At 52.2% G+C, this 22221-nt stretch carries 20 protein-coding genes; 9 read left to right on the forward strand and 11 right to left on the reverse strand.

Features of this window, described 5'->3' with window-relative positions:
• Positions 1-44: 44 nt before the first annotated feature.
• The 5 genes from AAFH49_RS08185 to AAFH49_RS08205 all read right to left on the reverse strand — a co-directional run bounded on the left by AAFH49_RS08185 (position 45) and on the right by AAFH49_RS08205 (position 3739).
• Positions 45-1211, reverse strand: coding sequence for an HNH endonuclease family protein (locus AAFH49_RS08185; RefSeq protein ID WP_342297214.1), 1167 nt, complete (start codon positions 1209-1211; stop codon positions 45-47).
• 111 nt (positions 1212-1322) lie between these two features.
• Positions 1323-1742, reverse strand: a complete 420-nt coding sequence (locus AAFH49_RS08190; protein ID WP_342297216.1) for a DUF262 domain-containing protein — start codon at positions 1740-1742, stop codon at positions 1323-1325.
• A 68-nt stretch (positions 1743-1810) separates the two neighbouring features.
• Entirely contained in the window at positions 1811-2722 is a 912-nt protein-coding gene (locus AAFH49_RS08195) for a helix-turn-helix transcriptional regulator (protein WP_342297218.1), read from the reverse strand.
• A gap of 156 nt (positions 2723-2878) precedes the next feature.
• Positions 2879-3202: a hypothetical protein gene (locus AAFH49_RS08200; protein ID WP_342297220.1), complete on the reverse strand. Its 324-nt coding sequence runs from the start codon at positions 3200-3202 to the stop codon at positions 2879-2881.
• A gap of 27 nt (positions 3203-3229) precedes the next feature.
• Positions 3230-3739, reverse strand: a complete 510-nt coding sequence (locus AAFH49_RS08205; protein WP_342297222.1) for an FtsZ/tubulin family protein — start codon at positions 3737-3739, stop codon at positions 3230-3232.
• A 179-nt stretch (positions 3740-3918) separates the two neighbouring features.
• Between AAFH49_RS08205 and AAFH49_RS08210 the strand changes: the two genes are divergently transcribed.
• The 7 genes from AAFH49_RS08210 to AAFH49_RS08240 all read left to right on the forward strand — a co-directional run bounded on the left by AAFH49_RS08210 (position 3919) and on the right by AAFH49_RS08240 (position 10852).
• Complete coding sequence (locus AAFH49_RS08210; RefSeq protein ID WP_342297223.1) at positions 3919-4995, forward strand: GIY-YIG nuclease family protein; 1077 nt, start codon at positions 3919-3921, stop codon at positions 4993-4995.
• Positions 4985-5272: a hypothetical protein gene (locus tag AAFH49_RS08215; protein ID WP_342297224.1), complete on the forward strand. Its 288-nt coding sequence runs from the start codon at positions 4985-4987 to the stop codon at positions 5270-5272. The genes AAFH49_RS08210 and AAFH49_RS08215 overlap by 11 nt, the downstream gene beginning before the upstream one ends.
• A 151-nt stretch (positions 5273-5423) precedes the next feature.
• The gene (locus AAFH49_RS08220) at positions 5424-6419 is read left to right on the forward strand and encodes a tyrosine-type recombinase/integrase (RefSeq protein WP_342297226.1); all 996 of its coding nucleotides are present in this window, start codon (positions 5424-5426) and stop codon (positions 6417-6419) included.
• Positions 6420-6543: 124 nt separating this feature from the next.
• Complete coding sequence (locus AAFH49_RS08225) at positions 6544-6801, forward strand: hypothetical protein (protein WP_342297227.1); 258 nt, start codon at positions 6544-6546, stop codon at positions 6799-6801.
• Between the two features lie 79 nt (positions 6802-6880).
• The gene (locus AAFH49_RS08230; RefSeq protein ID WP_342297228.1) at positions 6881-9115 is read left to right on the forward strand and encodes an ATP-binding protein; all 2235 of its coding nucleotides are present in this window, start codon (positions 6881-6883) and stop codon (positions 9113-9115) included.
• 1 nt (position 9116) lies between these two features.
• Entirely contained in the window at positions 9117-9866 is a 750-nt protein-coding gene (locus AAFH49_RS08235; RefSeq protein ID WP_342297229.1) for a hypothetical protein, read from the forward strand.
• Positions 9866-10852, forward strand: coding sequence for a ComEC/Rec2 family competence protein (locus tag AAFH49_RS08240; protein WP_342297230.1), 987 nt, complete (start codon positions 9866-9868; stop codon positions 10850-10852). The genes AAFH49_RS08235 and AAFH49_RS08240 overlap by 1 nt, the downstream gene beginning before the upstream one ends.
• 344 nt (positions 10853-11196) lie before the next feature.
• Here AAFH49_RS08240 and AAFH49_RS08245 read toward each other — a convergent pair whose 3' ends face one another.
• The gene (locus tag AAFH49_RS08245) at positions 11197-11364 is read right to left on the reverse strand and encodes a hypothetical protein (protein WP_342297231.1); all 168 of its coding nucleotides are present in this window, start codon (positions 11362-11364) and stop codon (positions 11197-11199) included.
• On the opposite strand from AAFH49_RS08245, the gene AAFH49_RS08250 reads away from it, so the two are divergent.
• Positions 11365-12618 (forward strand): hypothetical protein, encoded by a 1254-nt coding sequence (locus tag AAFH49_RS08250; RefSeq protein WP_342297232.1) that lies wholly within the window; start codon positions 11365-11367, stop codon positions 12616-12618.
• Positions 12611-13978: a hypothetical protein gene (locus AAFH49_RS08255; protein WP_342297234.1), complete on the forward strand. Its 1368-nt coding sequence runs from the start codon at positions 12611-12613 to the stop codon at positions 13976-13978. The genes AAFH49_RS08250 and AAFH49_RS08255 overlap by 8 nt, the downstream gene beginning before the upstream one ends.
• A 22-nt stretch (positions 13979-14000) precedes the next feature.
• Here the strand turns inward: AAFH49_RS08255 and AAFH49_RS08260 are convergent, their stop codons facing one another.
• The 5 genes from AAFH49_RS08260 to AAFH49_RS08280 form a co-directional block, all read right to left on the reverse strand.
• Entirely contained in the window at positions 14001-16340 is a 2340-nt protein-coding gene (locus AAFH49_RS08260; protein ID WP_342297236.1) for an AIPR family protein, read from the reverse strand.
• Complete coding sequence (locus AAFH49_RS08265) at positions 16333-17367, reverse strand: PD-(D/E)XK motif protein (RefSeq protein WP_342297238.1); 1035 nt, start codon at positions 17365-17367, stop codon at positions 16333-16335. The genes AAFH49_RS08260 and AAFH49_RS08265 overlap by 8 nt, the downstream gene beginning before the upstream one ends.
• Positions 17360-20218, reverse strand: a complete 2859-nt coding sequence (locus AAFH49_RS08270; RefSeq protein WP_342297241.1) for a Z1 domain-containing protein — start codon at positions 20216-20218, stop codon at positions 17360-17362. Before AAFH49_RS08270 ends, AAFH49_RS08265 begins: the two co-directional genes overlap by 8 nt.
• Complete coding sequence (locus tag AAFH49_RS08275) at positions 20211-21638, reverse strand: ATP-binding protein (RefSeq protein ID WP_342297242.1); 1428 nt, start codon at positions 21636-21638, stop codon at positions 20211-20213. The genes AAFH49_RS08270 and AAFH49_RS08275 overlap by 8 nt, the downstream gene beginning before the upstream one ends.
• Before the next feature lie 229 nt (positions 21639-21867).
• Positions 21868-22221, reverse strand: a 354-nt coding sequence (locus AAFH49_RS08280) for a DNA cytosine methyltransferase (RefSeq protein WP_342297244.1), incomplete at its 5' end; no start/stop codon positions are given.

Raw genomic sequence — 22221 nt, forward strand, 5'->3', positions numbered from 1 at the left:
GCTTCTCCTGTCTGCATTATCGCTAGTGGCTCAGCTACCTGCTATTACAGATTCTCAGTAATGAATTCAATGATGCTTGCTTTACGGGCAGTAATCATTTCTTTACTCCACACGTTGGATTCCGCGCTAAGGTCCTGAATCTCCCGTTGCTGCGCCGTGTGCGTGTAGGAAGCCCGCTTGTCCAGAAACGGACTGTTCCCAACCGAGCAGTTATGGGACTTGGATAACAGCAGGTAGTTGCCCAAGCAGTCGATATACTGGTTTCTGAATTCCTCGTCGTATGCCGGGTACCCCGCGGCTACTGGTTCCCCTTTGGTTGGCGTCTGGGGCGCAATGTGCTCCAGTTCCGGGCGGGTAACGGCATCGAAGCGGGAAAGGGCATACCCGCTTTTGCCCTTGCCCAGCAAGTGATTTTCGTACTTCCACAACAGGAACCGGGCAGTGGCCGGGTGCAGCCAGCCTTGCAGGGCCTTGTCCAGTTCCACTCTATTCCAATAGGCGTACCACCACTCAGTGGTCGTTTTCAAATAATTGACCCGCTTGACAATCGGTTCGATGCTGGGGGTATCCTCCGTGAAGTCCGAATACACATCATTCAGACGAGAAGTTAAATCGGCCCGCGTACCAATTACCCGGCTCCGGAGCACCACGGATTCCAACGAGGTGCACAATTGGCAGATGCTCTCAATGGGCAATCTGAACGTGTAGGCTTTGATGATGAAGGGGATGGCCAGGCTATATCCGCCAAGGGCTACCAGTGAATGAATCGCATGGTGCTCGGGCTCATCGTGTCTAAAGAAGGTCGTCAGGTGCCGAAAACTCGTGTCCAAGGCTTGAGTAAAGGCTTTGACAAAGGGTACGGGGTCGGCAACCGCCAGCTTCTTATTGATTCTATCGAGCGCGTTGCTTTCCGATAAGGAATTGAAAAACACTTGGAAGGTGTACCCCAACACATCATCCTCCTTGATAGTCCCTTCAATAGAGGAGATGGACTTGTAGATATTCTCGAACCGCGTCTTTATCTCGTCGATGAGACTATTCTTGGCTTCCCCGCCTTGCAAGTGCACGGCAAACATGAACTGCGCTTTGATAATCTCCAGATTCGAGGGCTTTTTTCCCCGGTTGTTCTGAAAGATGAACATTTGAATCGCTTCCGATTCGTCCCGCACCGGGTGGGTGGTGCAGGTGGCCGCACTGATGGTGTCCAGCATCTTCACCAGATAGCTCTCGTCTTTCTCAGCCAGGACATTGGTAAAGAAGTCGAATGCGGCTACGATGCGTTTGGCAGAAGTGGTTTGCAGGCCGCGGTTATCCTTCCGCTCCTAGTTGATAACATAGTCTTTGAATAGCTGCCGGTCGTAATCGACGGTTTCAAAGCGGTAGGTCGAGTTCCGCTTTACCATGTCTTCCTTGGCCTCAATTTCCGGGTCAGTTAACTTCCGAATTGCTTTCAAGCGGGTAAAAAGGGCGGAAAGAAAGATAACGAGCGTGGTAAGCCGCTGCTGCCCGTCAATCACCGCGAAGTCCTCCTTAGTTATCTCTTCAAACAGGAAGTGCCCGAAGTAGTAAGGGGTCTTTGCCGAGCTGGTGTTGTATTGCTCTAAGTCGCGCAGAAACACATTCACCTGTTTGGTGGAATTCTCCTTTTTCGCCTCGGTGTCCCAGGAGTAAGCGCGCTGGTAAGTTGGAACGACAATTTTGTTGCCGGCCAGCATTTTCTTGATGGTACTTGATGCTTCCATGTAATGGGGATTATGTTGTTTGTAAGGTGATGGTTTAGGGTCGTAGGCTACAGGCTGGTTGCTGCCCGCTACAAGGGTACGGCCTTCATAGCGGTGGCATGAATCTGTTTTATCTGCTTCCGCAGCGACACCGGGGCCAATACCTGCACCTGGTCTCCAAGCGAAAGGAGTTCCATCAGCAGGTCGTGGGTATTGTACAAGGTGAGCTGCAGCAGTAGCTCCTCGTCCGTATCCACCAGTATCCGTTGTGAAGAGTGGAGGGGAAACGACTTGAGATACTGACCCTGTGTAGGTTCCAGCGCCAAGACAATTTCGGCCGGGGGCTCGTGGTCTGGGCGGATAATGCCAAAGCTGTGGGCGTAGTAAGTATCGGGCTCAAAGTCGGCAGGGGGTTCAAATGAATGAGCAGTTGATTCCAGGGCCCGGATGCGGTCGAGCCCAAAGCACCGCAGCCCCTGGCGGGCCGGCTCGTGCGCCAGCAGGTACCACCGGCCTTTGAATTCTTTAAGCAGCAAGGGCGAAACGGTCCGATGGGTGGGCGCTTCTTCCCAAAACTTGTGGTACTGAAACACTACCTGCCGGCGTAGCTGCACGGCGCGTAGCAACGGTTGCAACCATTCCGTGCCCAGGGGCCGACGGGATTCCCACTGCACAAACGGGCTCAGGGCCGTCGGGAGCCGCAGGAACTCCTGCAGCTCAAAGGCATCGAGCAGCCGCTGGTAGCCTTCCGGCAACGGGTCTGCGGTGACAATCACGTAGCCGCCGGCTTGCCGGTCATGCCCAATGTTGACGCCAAAGCGCTCGGCAATTTGGGGCAAGTCCCGCTGCAGGGTGCGCTGCGAATAGTTAGCGGCCAGGTCCCGCAGCGAGGTCTGCTCCAACAGGTAGTCGCGCAACTCCTCAAAAGGCACCGCCCGCTTGAGGTGCTGCAGGCGCAGGACCACTAATAAGTGACGAAGAAAATGGGCGTGGGTAGTCACAGAGCAGAGTAGTTGCTCCCGTTCGTCCAGGATTTCAACCGGATACGCTGCCCAATTTCATCTCCTGAAGTAGAAGGCAAACGGACGGTACCTGCTCTCCTGAAGAAGCGTAAGCAAGGTGCAAGGTAAGGATTAGTGGTGGCTGACAAACACCTGCTATGATGGAGGGCCGGCCTTATTTTCGTGGTCATACAGCGCCATTGACATACTCTCCTGCACCCACAGCAACCCCCACCGCTCGAACTTGTCGGTTTCCGCTCCATAGTAGCGCTGTGCCCCCTGCCAGCCGTGTTTCCCGGCCTCGACCAGTTCAGCCAGGCTTAGGCCCCGCCCCCGGAAGCGGCCGGCGACGGAAATCAGGAGCATGTTGGTGCCAAGTGGCAGGCCGGGAGGCACCGGAGCGTTTAGCACTTCCTGCCTGGCTTGCCGGTCCTCCTCGGTCTGACATTCCAGTTTTGCAATGCGTAGCGGTCGTAGCATGGGGTTACTCAAAAAGAAAGGGTGGTCTTACTGCCGACTGACGAGCATCATCACCTGGATGCTTTCGCCGAGGGCCGGATTGAGACCGTGCCCAAAAACGACTTCGGCTTGGTCCCCGGCCTGGCTCATTACGTACTCCAAGAGGTAGGTAAGCTCGTCCATCTCCAGTTCCGTCGCCGTTCCGCTTTGGATGGCCAGTAAAATCCGGTGGGCTGGCAGTGTATCATCGCCAAGCAGGGTGGAACCATCCCACAGTTGCTGCCCGACTACTGCGACGCGGTTGTGGCCTTTCCCGGTTGCCATGCCGAATTGAATGGAGTTGGCTCCGGCCAGCACGGTCCAAATGTCCTGATGGTCCACTTTGATATCCCCAGTATCCGCCAAAATGAGCTGCAAGACGATCAACAGGCCGGCATTTGTGACCGGCGTCAATGCCTGCACGGCTGGTACATCGGCACATTCTTGTAGCCAGAACGTGAACAGGGCATCCGCTTGAGCTGGGCCGCTGGCAAAGGGTGGGATGAGTGGGATTTGCATGGGTATTAGAGCCAATTTTAAACGAAGGTGCAGGCGGACGACGACAGAACGTGTCGTCCTCATCCGAGCCGAAAATTTGCTGCCGGGGCTAAGCTAAATGTTCGGGATATCTTCGATTTGCACGGAACGATTTTTTGCCACTTATTAGGACCGGCTGCTAATTCCTCAGCCCTGCTTACATGACGGCTCAATCCCTTTCAGACCCCCACAGCGAGTTTGATGCGTTGCTGAACGAGTATCATCAGCGGTTCCCCGATGCCGTGAGCCCGGCAACCTACATGATGAGCTTTGGCCCGGAACAACTCTGCACCATTTTGCGCAAAGCCAATGGACAGGAAATTGTGTTCAGCTACCCCGACCAGGACCAAGGGGTACTGGATGGCTGTATCTATTACTATAAGGAAGCGCCGGGCATTGCCCTCACGTTGCAGGAACTGTTGCATCATCGCCGACTGCCCCGTCATAGCCGGGTGAAACTGGTCCGCCACCGGGACACGACGGGAGGGGTCGATGTGTATGCCCTGTACCGCGACGAACCAGAAAAATTCCTGGCTTATCAGCGCCGGCAGAAAAAAGAGGTGTTCAAAAACTGTGAATACCTCGTTTCCTTTTTAGGCGAAGACGGGCGACGGGCACGCTTTGTTGGTGTTTATGCCGTCGGCCCGGTGGAAGCGATGGGCCAAGATGCGCTCGACTACACGTTAACCGAAATGCGCGGGTACGAGGACCTCAAAGAGCGGGTCATTATTGACTGGGGCAAAGGCAATGAACGCAACTGGCACATGATGATGCGCGATACGGCCCCTAAAACGGTCCTGGAAATTCAGGCGCGGCCTTTCAGTCTGCCGTTTACCGATTACTTGGATTTTACCATCACTTTTGCGCAGCTCCGAACTTTGGTGAAAAGCCAGTCTCCACGGGATGAGTGGTGCCGGATGCTTAGCGCCGTGGCCGGCATCTACCTTATTCTGGACAAATCCAGCGGCAAGCAATACATTGGCTCGGCTTCCGGGACGGAAGGCATTTGGGGGCGCTGGAGGGAGTACGTCACTTCAGCAGGAACCGGGGGCAATGTGGAACTCGTCAAATTAATGGAAGCCGACCCATCTCACGCCCGGCATTTCCAATTTACTGTCCTCATGACGTTACCCAAAACCATGACCCGGTTAGAAGTTGAAAGACGTGAATACCTTTTTATGAAAAAGCTCGGCTCCCGCGCTTACGGCCTGAACCAGAAAGCATCCCATGAACAATAAGGCAACCATTACCACGCACGCGGGTCTGACACTCGACCTAGCGCAAATCAAGTGCTTCAAATTGTCGCCGTTTCTTATCGACGACAACGACACGCGGCAACTGGTGGTGGAATACAAGACCCGGCCGGTTTACGTGCTGCACCCGGGCACGAAGCAATGGGAGAAGGAATACTTGGCCGACGTCATAACCTATGACTTCCCAAGCCATGAATCAGCGCAAGCGTATTTGAGCGAATGGAAAGAAATCTGGCAAGACTACCTCGATGAGCAGGGTTAGAAAGGCTCAGTCAATTTCCAGAGATTAGGGATGATAATCATTAATTATCATCCCTAATCTTTTCGTACTTTTACCCGGCCGATTTTCACCAATCCAGCCGCGCACGGGAGTCCGTGAGCACGACGCCGGACACTCTCTCACGCCTGTACCCATGAACGAACAAAAGGGAAAGAAAGAGCAAGTAGCCGTCGTGCCGGCCTCATCGCTGGCCGAGATGGGCGAAGCCCTGGCCGCGCACGTCGGCCGCTACTTTGTCGAGGGGCTGCACGGCGCGGACAACACGCGCCTGGCGTACTCGGCCGACCTGAAAAGCTTCGAGGCCTACTGCGAAGCCAACGCCCTGACGCCGTACCCGGCCGACGCAGCGACCCTGGCGGCTTACATTGCCCACTTGGCCGACCTGCCCCGCAAGCTGGCCACCATCCGCCGGCACCTGGCCGCCATCCAAAAGAAGCACGAGTTGCACGGCCATCCGTCGGCCGTGGGCTCCAAGCCGGTCGAGACCGTGCTGCGCGGCATCGGACGCGTCGTGGGCAAAAAGCAGAAGCAAGCGCCGGCCTTTACCGTCGAGGCCCTGAAGCAGGCCATCCGCGGGCTGGACCTGACCACACCGGTTGGCTTGCGGGACCGGGCCATTCTGCTGCTCGGCTTCGCGGGGGCATTCCGGCGTTCGGAACTGGTGGCCCTCAACGTCGAGGCGCTGGAATACAAAAACGGGGCACTGGTGCTGCACCTGGAGAAAAGCAAAACCAACCAGCAGGGCGAAACCGAAGACAAAGCGGTGTTCTACGCGCCGACCCCGCTGTTCTGTCCGATTCGCGCCTGCGAGGAATGGGTGGCGGTGCTCGGCCGCACGTCCGGGCCGCTATTCGTGTCGATGGTGCGCGCAAAGCCGGGGCAGCCGGGCCGGCCGGGCACCCGCCGCCTGACCGATGGCCGGCTAAACAACGTGGTCAAGACGCACCTGGGCGACCAGTACTCAGCCCACTCGCTGCGGGCTTCCTTTATCACGGTTGCCGTGCTCAACGGCCAGTCCAATAACTTTATCAAAAACCAGACAAAGCAGAAGACTGACGAAATGATTAGCCGGTATACCCGCCTTACGGATGTTATTGCATATAATGCTGCTCAAGCCCTAGGCTTGTAATCGTTTTTGTCCAGACCCTGAGTCCTCAAAGCATTATTCATAGTACGCCATCAGCCTCTGATGCTGCTTGAAGTTAAATGCACTGACACATTGAGACCAATTAAACCACAAACCGGATTTGACCATGCAGACAACAGCCAACATTCCGACTCTCTTCAATCAGGCTCTTGCAGAGTATGTATCCAATATCAGTACACAATATCCTGAAGCTGAATTTTATAAAGAGAAGAAGCGGGATAGTGGACGCGGTGAAGGACCTACGCTCATGCTCACAGTTTGTGAGCATGATGAAATTCTGGAGGAAGAGACTTTCTTTTATGCCAATCAATCCGAACTTGACGAGGATTTGAATAATCTAATTTTCTATCTGGATTTCGATTAATAACGGTACCGCTTACCGCGATTCCGAAAGCTTTTGCTTGACATCGTCATAACACACTACTATCACCCCAACACGTATCATGGCTGAACCATCCGGTCACCAAGTTCAATTTAAGCCAAAAGCTAACCTTCTGATACTTTTAGGAGAGGAACTCATAAAGAGTCCTGTCATGGCTATTTATGAGCTTATAAAGAACAGTTATGATGCTGATGCCACTGAGGTAAAGATTGAATTTAACAACGTTGAGGACCCACAAAAAGCTCAGATAGTAATAACAGACAATGGCACAGGAATAAATGAGGCAGTGCTAACCAGTGTTTGGTTTGAGCCAGGAACTGATTTCCGCAAACCATTGCAGGATGATGGAACAAGAAAGGCCAATCTGAGCCCTGTATTCAAAAGAGTCCCAATGGGTGAAAAAGGCGTGGGACGATTTGCCGTTCATAAGCTCAGTAACCTCATAAAACTTAAAACCAGACCTGCTGAAGTCACCCCGGGCAAAAGTGGAGCTACCGCTAACGTAAATCTCTTGGACTATGAATTACATGTAGAAATAGACTGGCGCTCATTCTCCTCCCAAAAATACCTTGACGAAGTTGCTATCTCTTGGAAGAAAGTAACTGCCCCTGAGTCATTTCACTTTAAAAAGTCTCCCGGCACATACATCGAGCTGAATGACTTAAAAGAGACGTGGACGAAGGGGATGGCTAGGCAACTCAAGCGAAGCACTGTATCCATGCTTTCGCCCAAAAACGAGGAGAAGGAATTTAGCATAGCCCTCAATTTCCATAACGACTGGCTGAAGGCTCTGCCAAGCGTAAACCAGGTACTGGATGCCGCGCCATATAAACTCACGGCCGCGCTGGACCCGCAGTACAACCTGACTTTTGACTACCACTTCTCTCTGCAAAACAACACTGCGCTCGGGCACAGGGATATTGACGGGAAAAGCAAGGACGCGGTAATCCGGAGTAAGTACAAGAGAAATATCAGGGAGGAACTGAAACAGTCTGTGCGAAACTTCTTCGCTAAAAACAAGGAGATTGCTGCAGAAGAAATAGAGGCTCATACCGAAGCGCTTTTGAATAGGTCGGCTTCGTTTGGCACTTTAAAACTGGAGGTTTATTCCTACGACCTCGATGCTCAATCCCTGCGGGATACAATGCCTGAACCTACCCTGATTAAGGACCTGTTAAAAGAACAGTCAGGCATCCGGGTTTTTAAAGGTGACCTGCGCGTTTACGATTATGGTGAGCCAGGAAATGACTGGCTGGGTTTTGACCTCAAGCGGGTTCAGAATAAAGAGTGGTTCTCCAACAATCAGGTGATAGGTTTCATTTACTTGGACCCTGCGCAATCCGGAGTGCTTGTTGAAAAAACGAACAGAGAAGGTTTTATCGCTAATGCAGCCTTCGAAAAATTCATCCTCTGCCTAGAATTCATCTTTAATGATTTTAAAGTTGAACGTTCAGTTGACCGCAGAAAATGGCTTAAGTTTAACCATAAAGAGAGCCCTAACTCTTTCGAGGGCAACATCAAAAGCTTTAAAGAACTGGTTGAGAGCGCTGTTATTCCGAATGCCCAAGAAAAGAAAAGGATTTTATCGGAAGTAAGTGCTCTTGAGAAAAGGTACCAGCAGGATAAGACAGCTCTCCTGATTCCTGCTGGTGTTGGTATGACAGCTTCTTTTGCCATTCATGAGATTGAAAAGCTTGTTCCAAGATTACATGATAGCGTCAGAGAGAATCCCCTCGATTCGATAAAGCTGAAAAGCTTGGTTAACGAGTTAACTGACTACGTAAACGGAATTCTATCAATTTTAAGAAAGGGCGGCATCAAAAATATTCTGCTCGCTGAGACAGTTGAGCAGGCCGTAAAAAATTATGAATTGCGGCTGCAGATGAGAAAGGTCAACGTCAGCGTGCATGTCGACCCGGGAATCAGCGAAATCAGGTGTGACAAGCGCCTGCTGATAACGATGTTGATGAATCTCATCGATAACAGCATCCACTGGCTGGAAACAGTGTATAAGCCGAACAAAGGAATTTATATATCCGCGACCAAGTCGAAGGATGGCGTCTCCATCGTAGTGGCTGACAACGGCCCTGGGTTTAAAGACAACATCGAGGACATCGTGCGACCATTCTTTAGTAGAAAGGATGGGGGAATCGGCATTGGCATGTACATGATAGACACAGCCATGATGCAGTTCGGAAAGCTTAACATCATCTACGACAAGGAAGAACTGCTTGAGAGGAATATTCCGGCCATGTATAATGGCGCAGCGGTCGAGTTACTCTTTAATAAATTCTAGTATGCTACTCTTCGAGAAACTTCAGGGAACTCAGGTGGCACTGATTGATGACATGCCGGCTGACGCATTGCCCATTCAGACGGCTTTTGGAAGGAAGCTTATAAAAGCAGAATTCTTCGAGGTTAATCTGGAGGAAATGCAGGCTCCGCCACATCCCATCGAGAGCATAGAACTGGTATTTCTTGACCTGCACTATGACCCTAATATTGGCCTGCCGTTTGACCCATACAGGTGCGCCCAAAGCATCAGGAATATCGTTCCTGAAGGCAAGAGATACATTCTGGTTGTATGGTCCAGAGACACCAATAAGGCGCAGGATGTGATTGATATTCTGGATGATATAAACCGCACACCAACTCAGGTACACCTGAAATCAAAAGAACAGTTCTCTCTTGCTGGTGGGGCCTACGATGTTGAAAGGTTACTCGCAGAGTTGAATTTCGAGATAGGCACGCCTTCGACCACGGAGAGTTTTTACGGGCAGATAATCGAAGTAAAAAAGCAATCTGTATTGGTCGATTGCTTGGTCAACGAGGAAGAGAAAAAATTCCAACGAAGGAGATTCGACTTGGAGCCCTTGGAAGGCGCAGTGACCCTGGAAGAAGGAGGTTACATGTTCATCAGAGTTATTACCAAGCCAGGAAGTAAGGTGTTTGAGTTTTCAAATACCAAATCCGATAAACTGGCCACTCTCTTCTCAAAAGAGGGTTATTTTGATGACGTAGACGAAAGCATATTTAAAGAGGAATAATGGTCTCTTTAACTTTTAAGGATGTTGGCCAAGGCGACTCAATCATACTCGAATGGCTTGACGGCAGCGAGAAGCGGATAGGGGTTATCGACTGCAACAAGAAAGAGGACAGCAACCCTGTACTCAAACACCTCATTGATGGAGGCTACGACAGAATAGAATTTCTGATACTATCTCACCCCCACGAGGACCATTATTCCGGCTTTATTGAGCTTTTTGAGCATTGCCTGAAAGAACAGATTCCGATTGGGTGGTTTGGCCACACGGTCTTCCACCTGAACAAGGATTACTGGAAGTTTTTCGAGCCAACTCCCGGTCCTGTTCAGGAACTGGGCAAAATTGTGAAACTCCTCCCTGCCCTGCGTTCACAGGGTTTATTGGGTAAAATCTGCCAGCTTATGGAAGGATGGCAAAGGCAGCTCACACCAAATCTGGCGATTAAGACACTCTCGCCGGCCCATCTGGAGGGGGAAGCTTATAACCGGCTTGTCAGACTGGACTCCAGTTCCAATCCCAAGGAAGCCAGCCAAGCAGCAAACATGCTTTCGACTGTGTTGCTCATTACCATCAACAGTTTTAATATTTTGCTGACTGCAGATGCCGTCACCTCAACACTGAAGCGACTCAACAGCGACCCGGAACTGGAAGGCATAGCATATTCGATTGTCCAAGCCCCCCACCACGGTTCCAAGAAGAATTATTCAGGCAGGTTCTGGAAGGGGCTGGCAGCTGAAGCCGGGAGGAAAGCCGTGATTTCGTCCGGTCATCACGACGGCTACCGCCATCCACATCTTCAGGTGCTCACTAAACTTCAAAAGCTCGGCTTCACAATTCACGCCACAAACATCGAATACGGAATGGAGAAATTCGTTGAAGCCATGCGTAAGACCATTGTGCTGGATATGGTAAGTGTGCTGGACGACAAAGGCGGCGACAAAACGTTTGACTTTACTGGTAGCTGTATGGTCCGCGAAATCAATGTCTAGGCTGGCTTGGCCGGAACGACCAGAGAGACCGTATCTTCAAATGCCCATAAACAAACCCTCAAACTTGGTGGATAGTACAAGTGTACTACCGCCTTGAGGCCGAGTGGATGTGCGATGTAACCGCCAGCGCCAAGGGAACAAACAAGACCTATCCTATTCCCCTATACCTATGCCCGGCCACGGCAGCCCAGCGCCACCTGTCGCGCCCTCAGCGGAAAGCCGAGCTTCAGTCAGTTGAGAAACACGAACGACAATGCATAGACCGAAGCCGGGTGAGACACGCTCATAACAGAACTGCTACCTAACAGCATCCCTTTCCCTGAATAAAGGAGGCTTGGCTAAGGTTAGTCCATCACCCTGAAGCCTTCATCAGCTTCCACCTCTGAACTCTGTCTTGGGTAACCATCTGCCCCAGCAAGTTGAAGAATAGCTAAAAACTGCCATACCTTAGCTAATTGGCTGTCCATAATAGACCAACCAACTAAACAGTCTTCACAAATAATCGAGCGCATATGCAAGCCGAAATATTAGATACGAGAGTTGAAGGCTCTACAATGTGTTATTTAATAAAAGCCTCTTTGTTTGATTATATAAACAGCCTTCCAGAGAATTACCAAGAGTATAAGATTCAGCGTGGAATAGTATCGAATATATACTTGGACTCGTTGATTAATACTGTATTAAAGGGGAGCCATATTCCCCCAATTGTATTGACTGTTAGCAGTACAAAAGAGAATCCTCCGCAATGCGGCACTGTTAACATTGCTGCTTTTCGAATACTTGATGGACTACAACGCACGTATAGGCTGCATATGATATGGAAAACTATAATGTTAGCTAAAGAGCAGCTGAGTGCCAGCAGAGACATACTTGAGCTTAACCGTTATCAGATGTCGAAGAGGTACTCTAAGGAGCTTACGAACATAAACTCCAGTACGAAGATATTATTTGATATAGTACAGGATTTCAAGCAAAAGAGACCATCAGGAGATATTGAACAATCATTTAAGGACAACTATCAATGGTTTGAAGTCTGGTACAATCTGTCTCCGGATGAAGAAGTGAATAAAATGCTTATTCTAAATGCTGGACATAAGCCAGTTAAAATTAAGCATCAACTGGAGTTGATTTTTTTAAACATTTTACCGGTTTTTGAAAACATCAATATTGGCAGATTTCATCTTGTTAGAGAACGAGAAACCAGTTCAATTCATTACGGCAAAGAAAGGTCAAGGGGCGAGTTTTTGTTCTCACATTTAATATCAGCATTACTATCTTTCAGAGTAGGGCAACCTGTCACAACAAACTCAACACTCATTCTAAAATCTCAGAATGAAGATTTTGCGACCGAAATTGATTCGAAGTTGCTGAGTTATGAATTCTTGGTGCGCTATATTAATTCTGTTCTTGAAATAGAATCCAGCTTACTGGCTAATTATGATATTGAAGGGATAAAATGGATTGGAAGAGAAGTTGTTCTGTCCGGTATCTATGGAGCAATTGGCAAGTCAATAGGAATACACAATATTCACATTGAGAACATTGATTCCGCATTTGAAGGTGCTGTAGACTTATTACTCACGAATATCCGCAGATTGAATATTCACGAGTTCGAAACAGAACGTAACAGCTTAGATTTGGCAAAAGTGAATATCGGAACAGCTAATAAAAACGCTGTTTTTAGAGGGGTTTTACACGTGCTAAGTAGCCGGAATAGTGGAGGCATTTCATGGGTTGAATTCTTCAAAGGCTCCACAAATGAATAGAACGGATATCATCTTTGACAACCTTCTTGGCTTCTTACAGAGTCTGAATGACGAGCCATCAATCGAAGCTTTTGTTGGAACCTTAAACTCGGCAGATGAGGAGAGATTTGTGGAAATCAGCGAACAGCTTAGTACAATAATAACTAATCTCACTCTCGCTAAAGAAAATCAAGTATTTCCTGCGGACTACCCGAATATACTGGCTATTATTGCCATACTTGAATCCGATTTTCCTTTGTATCAAATACTTAATCTAAACGAAATTCGATTTATTACAATAATATCTAATCTACTCGCGAATGAGTCATTTAACCTAACCGACCCGAATCCAGTTAACTATACTGTTAATTTTGATATTGGTCGAGCCTTAGAGCTTGATTCAACCATAATACCATTTTTTCATTTTTACAACAGCAGTCATTTTGACGAGTCAATTTTTGTTATTGATTTCAGCAATCCATCCGGATTTCATGACTATATAACGCAAAACACAATCCCTGAGTCACTGTATCTTGTTTTATTATCTAAACTTGCAGCAGGGTCGATAAATGAAAAAAGGAAATACATATTGGCAAAAAACGGAAGTTTTGCTAGTATGCCAAGTACAATCGCTGGGGTCCTTATGCATTACGTTTCAGCTGGATTACCTTTCCATAGCCCCAAGAACTATACTTCAGCTACATCCAATCCATGGCGGGATAACATCTCCATCTCGAATAAATATCAGCAGTTCAACAACGTTCTATACGTATTGAGTGAATACAGTCATAATAAAGAGATTTTATCTAAATATTTGCTTATATACCATGTTATTGAAGAATTTATGTATAAATCATTACTAGTGAAGATGGAGAGCATTAATAATGGAAGAATGTTTTCGATGAGAGATTTTAGTACAATGAACAAAAAAATTGCAGAAAGCGAACTGGTAGCGTTAAAAGATTTTTTAGCTGATGTCAATGCTTTGCCATATGCAGGCGGCTTTGTTGCCGACCTGATTTACTCGAAGTGGAGCACGTTTGTTAGTGGGCTGAATCCTTCTCAAACATCTGATGTCGAATCTGTAATGAATGCGCTTGCTGTATCTAAAAATGGTTTTACAATTAGCGCTGTCAATAATGTTGCTAAATTGAAGGAAGTATTGCCAAAAATGGTATACATGATACGAAACGCTATTGTGCATAACAAAGCGACTGAATTTCACTTAACTTATATATCGCTTAGTGATGCGATGTATAAATTGATAAATGAATTCATGATGCCTTTTTTGGAAGAGGCTATATTTTACATTACGACTAACCCAAACACAAGCCTAGTTTGGTTCATACATAGTGAATTAGCTCTTTGGGACAACAACTAGCCACTTAGTTGCATTACATTTTCTACGTTGTTAGTACAGGAAGAACATACCCGTTACGAACTACACTATTCTGTAAATACCATACTTTGCCTTTGACCGAATCGCTGAGCCTCAATTCCCCTTTCTTTATTTTGATAAGGAAGCCTGCATCCTCTGCTTTGAGCTTCCTGTTCGATTTTTCCCAATCAACCAGATGCTCAACATCCTGCATGGTTATGATTCTACGGGGCGCAGTAGTGGTGGCTGATACAGTCTGTTCAGCATACAGCTCTTCAAGCAGCTGCGGATTTTTCTCCAGCACCAAGTCGACAACAGACCTGCCATTTTCAACTTCGCTATCCGTAAGAGGACGTTTTTTATTGATGCTTAGGGCGATTGCAGCACATTTTCCGCGTTTATGCGGTGTCAGCAGGTCAGTCTGACGACCCCATTGCTCAATGATTTCCCATGCCTTTGCCCCAAGGGAGCGAAGTGACTCTTCCTCCTGCCGGCGCTCCTCAGCTGCCAGTTCATCGTTGTTCTGACTGTAGCGTTTCTTTTGCTGCTGTGGGTCCGCAAAGTCATCTGCCAGCAGGTTGAGCATCTTCTGGCGACTGTCGCTGGTCGGGGCTTTGGTAAGCAGCAGCTTCCAGTAATCCTCCTGCTTGGCCCGTTCACTTACTAGTTTTCCACCGGCATTGTCCAGCAGGAATTTGTCGACCACGTAGAGCAGCTTGCGGATAACTTCCCGCAGGTTTTCTGATACCTCCTGCTGCTTCCAGATTTTAAACAGGTCAATCCGCCCTCCGGTGAGGTGGTTCAGAAAGGCCAGGGTGTAAGGGACCGTAAGGAACTTGAAATCCCCGATTTTGGTAGCCCCCCGGCCATACTCTGTATCCGCGGCCCGGAACAGAATGGCTTTGGCTATCAGGTCCTCAAAGAAGACATTATTGGGCAGGAAATCCTTCTTCAGCTTATCCTTCAGAAACTCCGAGTAGTTCTTCTGGGCACCCCTGGCCACAAGGTGGGGGTAGCCGTTCCACATGTGCTCGAACTTGGCAACCATTTCCTTGCTGAAAAGCTGTTTGCGCGGGTTCTGCTTCTCGAAAGCCGTGCGCCGGCTCGACGACAGCTCCCGGTTGTAGGCCACCTTGTACTGGCCGCGGGCCCGTTCAAAGAACCAGCGGGTCTGCAGCGCGGAGCCTTTGATTGCTGGCGCCCAGCAGGTACGGGAAATCTTTTCGAGTTGCCGGTTAAAGGCATTGTTGGCCGACAGGTCGGCCGCCTGAATACCATTCTGACTGTTGGCGTACTGGGAAATCAGCGGGATGATTTCGTCCATCTCCTCGGGCCGCCGCAGCACCGTCAGCTTCATCTGGACGAAGACCGTGCTGATGTCCGCCTTGTCCTGGCGCTGTGTGCGGAAAATAGCGGCCGTGGTCTGGCCCCCGTTTACAATCTGCAGGTCGCGGACCTTGTAGATGGCCCACCCTCCCCCGGGCATCTCCCGCACTTCGGCATCCTCGGCAGTGGCCGCGATGCCGTTGTTGTAAGCCAGAAACCGGTGGGGAGCCGTGCGGATGGTGTTGCGGATTCCCTTGTTTACGCCACCCGTAAAATCGAGAAAGGAACGAACGTTCTGCTCCAGCAGGCGGGCACCGTAGCGCTCGTAGATTTCCGCCAGCATGGTCCCGGAAACAATCGCCAGGCAGGATTGATAATCATTGTTGCTCACCGGCATGGGCAGGCACGCCAGCGGCTTGCCATAGCTCTTTTCAAAGTCTATTTCAATGGGCTCCCGGCGGTTCCGGCTGGTCCATAGACGGTGGAAGCGCTCAAGGTCCCACAGATGGTACTGGACGTGCAGGGTATCCCGCAGTTTGCGGTCCGGCAACACAATGTCCGAGGTCAGCCGGGCATTGGTCAGGATGAAGATGCGCGCCCGCACCACTTTGGCGGCGTGCTCAAACAGCACCTGCGCCAAGTCATAGACCGGAGCCGACTCATCGAGCTTTTCCCGGTAGCCGTTAAATACATCCTTCAGAAAGCGCTCCGACTGGTTGGCAGCTGTTGTTACCTCGCTTTTGGGAAACGAGCGCACCTCCTCACCCTCCTGGAAAAAGGTAATGAACAGGTCAACGGTTTCGTAGTCCTCGCTGAGCGCGTACCCGTTGATTTTATGCTGAATCTGATTGGCTTTGTTTGCTTTGATGCTGGTACAGACGCGGGCATCCTCCGTCTCACCAGCATCAGACAGCATGCCAATCATGTACTCAGTAGCTTTTTCTTCCAGTAGCGCTCCCTCCTGCTCCGCCTCTGTAAGAGCACGGATTTCCTGATTCAGGTCGGTCAGAAAGGTCAGCAATTCGTCGGTATCAGACATGGGAATCGAGCGTAGCAGTGAGGGTAGCGAAAGGAATCAGATAGGGAAGCAACTGGTCGGTGTCGACGGTGTAAGCGACTGAGCCAAGCCCGGGCGGCAGGTCCGCCGCCCGGATGCGCGGGAAGGCCTCGTGAACCAGGGCCGGCATGGTATGCCGCACCCGGAATCCCTCCGCGTGGTAGCGCTCGGCCTGCGCATGGAAGTAGCCGGCCTGGTGCAGGCGGGTTTCAAAAAGCTTGAATACGGCCGGGTCGGACTCTAGCTGTGCAACCAGATGCTGCACCAGCTGGGGCAGCGTTTCGCCGGCATTTTCCGCTACCTCCAGAAACAGATGCACCAGAAAGAGCTGTTCGAAGGGACTCTCATCCAGCTGGGCGGCGCCGCTGACCTGAAAGGACTGACTGCTCCCGGAGCTGGTTTTCACTTCCACCGCGTTTGGCCCGAAGTGAAAATCCTGGGGGTCGTGCAATGGACCTGTCCAGGCATTTATTACCAGACCAGGTGCCAGCCCCTCCGCGAGCAGTTCCCGCATCAGGTGCAGTTCCCCGAACAAACCCTGCCGCGCCGGACCACTGAGCCCGGCCGGGTTAAACAAGCCGAACAGTTCCTGCCAGCGGTTGAGCCGGGCCATAAAAGCCCGCAGGTGGGCGTTGCTGTCATGGGCATCTGCCAAAGCCGCCACGATGTCGGCCGCTAGGATGGAGAAGATGTCCGAAAACCGCTCATCCGTCAGAATCAGAGCCAGCAGAAACGCTTTTTCGGGTTCATCCGGGTCCGGCAGCGGCTCAAGGCTCAGGCCAGAATAGCGACGGTCGGGGGTTATGCGCGAACGCAGGCGCACCGGCAGCGCAAGCATCAGCACCCGGCGGATACCTCCGTCGGGTGCATTGAGTATCCCTGCCGAAAGCGGGCTTTCGGGGTTGGCCGGCAAACACGGGAGGGCCTCTACCTTACCGGATGCCGGCGGTTCGAGCGCAAGTTCTTTCCAGATGGCTTCTAGGCCAGCGGCGGTTCCGGCGTTAGTCATCGTCGCGGGTTATCTGCTGGTCGGCCTCGTCGTCCAGCTCGTTATCGTCTTCATTGGTAAACTCGGCCAGCAACTGTGAATTACCCATGTAAGTCACTTTCCGGTCACCTTTCAGCGCCGGGAAACTAATGGCGTAACCCATCACCGGGATACCATCCTCATATTCTGCGGGCCTCGGGTCGAGCGGGTACAGCAGCAGCAGCGCCTCGGAAGCAGGCCGCTGCAACCGGATTTGCTCCCCGGAAGGGTAAGCAGCCCCGGCACGCTCTGCCCGGGTGGCTTCCAATGCCTTGCTCAGCTGGGTGTCGTCCAAATCAAGCGCTTCGTGGCGCGGACTGATAATGTGCGCCTTGGGAATTACGTATTCGACGGTACTGACCGCTTTGGACTTATCCTTTGCCCCGGCCGCATTACGGAACGTGGTGCGGACCATTTCCGGCTTTTCGTTGATGATAAACGGCACCTTCAGGTTCGTATCATTTTCTGCCTGCATCAGGATGATGGTCCATTTAGTCAGGCGTCCGTCCTGTTGCTGTTTACTGATGTAATCCGTCAGTTTCCCCGGCTCGATGTTGCGCTGGGTCGTCAGGTATTCCAGCAGGAAACCCTGCACCGTATCGGCGCTTACCCCGCGCCAGGCATAGGGCTGCCTGCCCACCGGAGCCAGTGCCCCCAGTTGGTTGATGAGCTTCTGCACCGCATCGTAATTGGTCTTTATGAAACCGGGGTCGCGACGGGGGAAAGCATAGGTCTCCATCAGCTCACCCGCAAAACTCAGCTGCAGCGGCCAGGCCCCGCGCATCCGGTTGGTCGCCGTAATCTGGAGCACCCCGGGCTTGGAGCGGATTTTCAGGCCGTACTCTTCCGGCGTGCGGCGCTGCCGTACCATCCGGTCAAACTCCAGACGCAACTCTTCGGTGGCCAGGGTAATGTGACGGTACCAGCTGATGATTTCCCCGCTGGTAAACAGCCGGCACAGGTCGGCGTATCCGGGACGGTAGCCGAACCAGCGCCCCATCTGCATGAGCGTATCGTACATCCGCGATGCCCGCAGGTAATAACTCACGCACAGTCCTTCCAGCGTAAGCCCACGGGAAAGCTTGTTTCCGCCGATGGCAATGACAAATAATCCCGTATCGTCGTAATCGCTGTAAGCCAGCGGCAGGTGCAGGGTATCGCCGGTTCGGTCCGGGGTGCCGTGCACCACCCGCACCTTAATGCGTTCCATGGCCGGCCGGAGCTGCTTGCGCACCGCCTCCCAGCTCAGGGGTTTGATGGCGTGGTCATCCAGCAGTTTTTCATCGATAAACCGCGCCGTGACCGGCTCGTACTCGTTTTCCCATAACGCCTTCAGCGCCGGCTCCAGACTGTTTTTGCGCAGGGTCAGCTTGGAGCGGCAGTCGCTCAGGTACTCGCTGACCAGTTTTCCGGTCTGGTTCTGCCAGCGCACAAAGCGCGAGACGTGGATGAGCATCGAGCTGTGCTGCCGGGTCTGCCCGCGGGCCATGCGGGCCGCACAGGTCAGGAAGAAGTGATTCACTGCATCTTCCAGGGAATCCGGCAGGGAAGTGGGCAGGTCGTCGTCCTTTTTGTGTTTGTTGGGAAACAGCTCTAGGTAGTTGTCGGTCTCCTCGTCCAGCTCATGCACCACCGGCAGGACGTTCTCATGGGAGCCATCCTCTTCGTCATCCGGGTCGCCGATTCCAAAAATCTTGTCGGGGCCGATGTAATTGGTCGGCGGGGGAATATTGACGATGAAGTCCCGGGGGAACAGCTCCTGCCCGACGGCAGCGTCCAGGGTGTTGTGGCGCCCTTTGATGCTCAGGTTTAATGCCTCAAAATCGGCGCGGCTGAGTACGGGAATGAAGATGTTGGCAAACGGAGTCGCCGTGTAGCCCACGTAGGCCTTCTGCTCAAACAGAGAGAGCAGTACCCGCACGGCGGCGTTCACAGCCGATATATTCTCCTTGCTGACGTTAATCGAGGCGTTGTCAGCCTCGTCGTCAATCAGCAGCAGCGGCATATCGCTCAGCAGGCGGTGCCCTTTCTCGGTCTCCTCTCCCTTGGCGGCAAGCCACAGAATCAGGTTGCGCAGGATGCTGACATTCTTTTTCACCACTATCAGCACCGGGTCCGACCCGAAAATGGTAGCGGGTACACTGTCCGCCAAGGAGGTTTTAAAATCCCCGTTTGACGCGCTGGTGGTCAGCGAGTGAGCCGGCACCTTGCGGTCACGCTTCCCCACACCAATCCAGTGGTTTCCGGTGCGGTGAGTACGGGCCGTCTGGGTATTATACCCAACGAAGCCCTCGTCCAGACGTTCCTGCGTCTGGCTGCGGAGGCTGCTATGGATACCCGCCAGCACAATAATGAGCTTGTAGCCGGCATCCGCCGCCTTGCAGATAAGACCGGTGTAGTTGCCGGTCTTGCCGGACTGTACCTGCCCCACAACCATACCGCGCCGGTCAAAAGGCAGGGTGCTGCGGGGGTTACTCAGACGGTCAAGGATGTCATCGGTCAGGTCGCCCAGCTGGTCTACGGTATGAGCGGCCATCCGCCGGTCGAACTGCATGTAGTCGCGGTAGCGGCTCCAGAACTTCCATTTGATGTCCTCACGGGCCTTGTCCAGCCACGGGGGCTGCCGGTTGGCCTTATCCTCCAGAATGGCGTAATCCAGCGATTTCACCCGGTAGTAGGCCAGCAGGTCCGCCTGCAGCCGCTCTTTGTCAGCCTCGGGGTACAGCATCCCGACCCGGCCCACCGTTTCGGTTATAACAGCCGGGGTTTTATGGGCCTTGGGCGTGAGCATGGTGATGGCCACACTCAGGGCCTCCTCGTGGGAATCAGGCATTCGGGAGCTTGTCGATGAGGTGAGGGAAATAATTGAAAGGCTCCATGTTGAACAGCAACTGCCGCACGTCAGCCGCGGAGCGGCCGGCCGCCCGGAAGTCCCTGAACAGGTCCTGCAGCAACGGCATGATTTCCTCGTCGCCGACGTTTTCGTACGGCACGGCCTGTTCGCGGGGCTTTTCCGCCTCACTCAGCACAATCAGGGGTACGGGGATGGTTTCCTCGCACATCCGCAGCACGGCATGCAGCAGCGCGGAAGACTGGCCTTTGCTTTTTTCGAGCAGGTCCTTTACCAGCGGGTGCTGGCGGTTGATGGTGTAGTGCCGCTGACCCAGGCGGACATTCTCCTGCCAGACCGGTGTGAAACCAATGCTGTGGGTGTGCTTGAGCTTGCGCCCACGGGCCCGGTAGACTTCCACCGCCCGGGTGCGGGCATGGGTGCCGATTCGCTTGAAGTCGCCCTGCAGCGTGGTCGGCGGGAAGGACTGCGCTTTGCGGATGTCAATCTGCCAGGCATCGTCCAGCGTGTTGGGCAGGTCCACCATGATGCGGGCCAGCTTGCAGTGCTCCTCGCGGCGGAACAGGCCCAGCCAGTCCCCCGCTACCAGCAGCCGCCGGTTACGGTAGATATAAAAGCCCTGGTGGGCACCCCAGCCGCGCAGGCCCCCTGCTTCCTCAAACAGGTCGGGATGGGAAAGCCGGCGGTGATGCGGCAGAATGTAGGGTCGGATAACCACCTGCCCGCTGAGCAGGGTTTCGTCAATCAGACGCTGGGTGAAGGGTTCAGCCGTGAGAAAAGGGTCCCAGGGGCTCAGCTTCTCTCCGTTAACGTAAATCGTCAGGCTGCCGTCTTCCAGATAACGGTGAAAGACCATGGCCAGATGATGTTCGACCAGCTTGACGTACTGGCCAAAAAGCGCTTCGTGCTTTGGATTGCCCAGCTGCAGGGTTCTCACCAGCCGGTCCATCTTTTCCCAGAACACAATGGTACCCTGCGGCTGGGCTGCCAGTTGTTCCACCAGGGATTCATCCGAGACGTGGCACAGCAGGTTCCAAGCCTTTGCCTCGTTCACATAATCTAGGTCCCAGCACCGGAAAGTCACCTCTCCCAGCCGGGGCTTGGAAAGAACTGTGAACCGGCGGCATTGGGAGAAAGAGGCAGTTTTCAGGCCCAGTCCGAACCGTCCCAGGTCGTCTTTGTGGCGCACCTGGCTGGGGTGCCGGCTGCCCGGTCGCATTGCTTCCCGTAGCGCTTCCGGGTTCATACCCCGGCCATTATCCGATAGTGTCAAAGTGGACTGCTGCCCCTGCCAGATGATTTCGAGCTGTACGTCCGTTGCTCCGGCTGCAATGCTGTTATCGATTATATCGGCCACGGCCGTGTCCAGCGTGTAACCGATGGAGCGTAGGGTTTCGAGCATGGAATCAGCCCGCGGGCCGGCCTCCTCGAAAGGAATTGTCTCAAAGCTCATTGATAGCCGGCCTGTTGCCGGTAGGTAGAAACCCGATAGTGGAGGTATCGGATGAAGGTAAGAGTTATATCAGATTTGGCATGGGGAAGAAAACAGCTGGTACATCCCCTGAACGAAGATGGCACCAGCTGTCTGACTGAAATCCGGATTAATATGCAGCAGGAATCGTATCGGATTCTTACTGCGCGTAGTTTAGCGCCAACTGCTTGTCTTTTTTGCCGGAGCGGCGTTTACCTACCGGAGAGTCCGGCCGTAGAAAATTTCCGACGCCATTCAGCGCATTGCGAACGCTTAGGGCAATTCGTTCACCCATCAGCGGCGGGACTGCATTGCCAATCTGTTTCAGCGCCGAAGTCCGGGGTCCTTCAAAGTAGTAGTTGTCAGGAAACGACTGCAGTCTGGCCGCTTCCCGCACTGAAAGCGAACGGCGTTGTTTGATATCCGGGTGAATGTAATAGTGTCCGTCTTTACTGATATGTGCCACCACAGTCTGTGAGTAATGCATATCCGAGGCCACTACCTTGAACCTGTC

This window comes from Hymenobacter segetis, from assembly GCF_038448715.1.
Taxonomy (GTDB): Bacteria; Bacteroidota; Bacteroidia; order Cytophagales; family Hymenobacteraceae; genus Hymenobacter; species Hymenobacter segetis.

Bases quoted from the DNA above. Each gene is read 5' to 3' on its own strand.
- AAFH49_RS08275 (WP_342297242.1), bottom strand. From the start codon at position 21,638: ATGCTCGAAACCCTACGCTCCATCGGTTACACGCTGGACACGGCCGTG.
- AAFH49_RS08205 (WP_342297222.1), bottom strand. From the start codon at position 3,739: ATGCAAATCCCACTCATCCCACCCTTTGCCAGCGGCCCAGCTCAAGCG.
- AAFH49_RS08190 (WP_342297216.1), bottom strand. From the start codon at position 1,742: ATGGAAGCATCAAGTACCATCAAGAAAATGCTGGCCGGCAACAAAATT.
- AAFH49_RS08220 (WP_342297226.1), top strand. From the start codon at position 5,424: ATGAACGAACAAAAGGGAAAGAAAGAGCAAGTAGCCGTCGTGCCGGCC.
- AAFH49_RS08245 (WP_342297231.1), bottom strand. From the start codon at position 11,364: ATGCGCTCGATTATTTGTGAAGACTGTTTAGTTGGTTGGTCTATTATG.
- AAFH49_RS08210 (WP_342297223.1), top strand. From the start codon at position 3,919: ATGACGGCTCAATCCCTTTCAGACCCCCACAGCGAGTTTGATGCGTTG.
- AAFH49_RS08235 (WP_342297229.1), top strand. From the start codon at position 9,117: ATGCTACTCTTCGAGAAACTTCAGGGAACTCAGGTGGCACTGATTGAT.
- AAFH49_RS08255 (WP_342297234.1), top strand. From the start codon at position 12,611: ATGAATAGAACGGATATCATCTTTGACAACCTTCTTGGCTTCTTACAG.
- AAFH49_RS08215 (WP_342297224.1), top strand. From the start codon at position 4,985: ATGAACAATAAGGCAACCATTACCACGCACGCGGGTCTGACACTCGAC.
- AAFH49_RS08230 (WP_342297228.1), top strand. From the start codon at position 6,881: ATGGCTGAACCATCCGGTCACCAAGTTCAATTTAAGCCAAAAGCTAAC.
- AAFH49_RS08240 (WP_342297230.1), top strand. From the start codon at position 9,866: ATGGTCTCTTTAACTTTTAAGGATGTTGGCCAAGGCGACTCAATCATA.
- AAFH49_RS08260 (WP_342297236.1), bottom strand. From the start codon at position 16,340: ATGTCTGATACCGACGAATTGCTGACCTTTCTGACCGACCTGAATCAG.
- AAFH49_RS08250 (WP_342297232.1), top strand. From the start codon at position 11,365: ATGCAAGCCGAAATATTAGATACGAGAGTTGAAGGCTCTACAATGTGT.
- AAFH49_RS08200 (WP_342297220.1), bottom strand. From the start codon at position 3,202: ATGCTACGACCGCTACGCATTGCAAAACTGGAATGTCAGACCGAGGAG.
- AAFH49_RS08265 (WP_342297238.1), bottom strand. From the start codon at position 17,367: ATGACTAACGCCGGAACCGCCGCTGGCCTAGAAGCCATCTGGAAAGAA.
- AAFH49_RS08185 (WP_342297214.1), bottom strand. From the start codon at position 1,211: ATGCTGGACACCATCAGTGCGGCCACCTGCACCACCCACCCGGTGCGG.
- AAFH49_RS08270 (WP_342297241.1), bottom strand. From the start codon at position 20,218: ATGCCTGATTCCCACGAGGAGGCCCTGAGTGTGGCCATCACCATGCTC.
- AAFH49_RS08225 (WP_342297227.1), top strand. From the start codon at position 6,544: ATGCAGACAACAGCCAACATTCCGACTCTCTTCAATCAGGCTCTTGCA.